This window comes from Pseudomonas sp. UM16, assembly GCF_050312595.1.
In the GTDB taxonomy this organism is placed as follows: Bacteria; Pseudomonadota; Gammaproteobacteria; order Pseudomonadales; family Pseudomonadaceae; genus Aquipseudomonas.
Genome location: NZ_JBNPJT010000090.1, coordinates 1 through 269 on the forward strand (window position 1 = coordinate 1; position 269 = coordinate 269).

Sequence of the window (269 nt, forward strand, 5' to 3'; positions counted from 1 at the left end):
GTGCTGCTGTCGCCGTCGGCATCCTTGAGGGTGTAGGTGAAGGTTTCGACGCCGGTGCCGGTGCGGTTGATGAAGTCCGGGTCGGCGGTGTTCAGGGTGTAGGTGTAGGAACCGTCGGCGGCCAGTACCAGTTTGCCGTAGGTGCCCTCGATGGACTGCGGTGTGATCGGACCACTGGCGATGCGGTCGGCACCTTGGGTGTCGTTGCTCAGCACGTTACCAGTCACGGTCAGCTGGGTTTCTGTGGCGGTGGTGCTGTTGGTGTCATT

The 269-nt window shown here is 62.1% G+C and carries 1 protein-coding gene; it reads right to left on the reverse strand.

Features of this window, described 5'->3' with window-relative positions:
- Nucleotides 1–269, reverse strand: a 269-nt coding sequence (locus ACQRAX_RS25695; protein ID WP_427867797.1) for an Ig-like domain-containing protein, incomplete at both ends; no start/stop codon positions are given.